The organism is Clostridium tarantellae, assembly GCF_009295725.1.
In the GTDB taxonomy this organism is placed as follows: Bacteria; Bacillota; Clostridia; order Clostridiales; family Clostridiaceae; genus Sarcina; species Sarcina tarantellae.
Map to the genome: position 1 here is coordinate 1 of NZ_WHJC01000679.1, position 406 is coordinate 406.

Genomic DNA, 406 nt, shown 5'->3' on the forward strand with positions numbered 1-406 from the left:
GTTATATCTTTTTTAAAAGATATAGTTTTTAAAAAATTATCCTTTGTATTTATACATGCCTCTTTAAAAACTTCTTTAGATTCTTTATTAATATTATTAGATTTTAATTTAGAATAATTATTTAAAATAACTGTAGTTAAAATTATAACCAATGACATAAATAAAATTTTTATAATCCGTTGTTTTTCCTCCATCTATTTCCTCCTTTTAATGATTTCACAATAATTTTACCATATTTTTACTTTTAAATCTATGTTTATAACTTTAATTTCTTTTACACTACCTCTATCTTTCAAGGTAAATTTTTCAAATTAACTTTTTAAATCACTAGTGTTTAATAATTAAAAAATATTACCATTGACTTTTTTAAAAATACAAATATATTTCTAGTGATATTGATTATATA

The 406-nt window shown here is 17.7% G+C and carries 1 protein-coding gene; it reads right to left on the minus strand.

The window, feature by feature from the left end; all coding sequences use genetic code 11:
- A partial coding sequence (locus tag GBZ86_RS16820; protein WP_152892545.1) for a hypothetical protein occupies nt 1-194 on the minus strand: 194 nt, incomplete at its 3' end.
- Between the last annotated feature and the right edge of the window lie 212 nt (nt 195-406).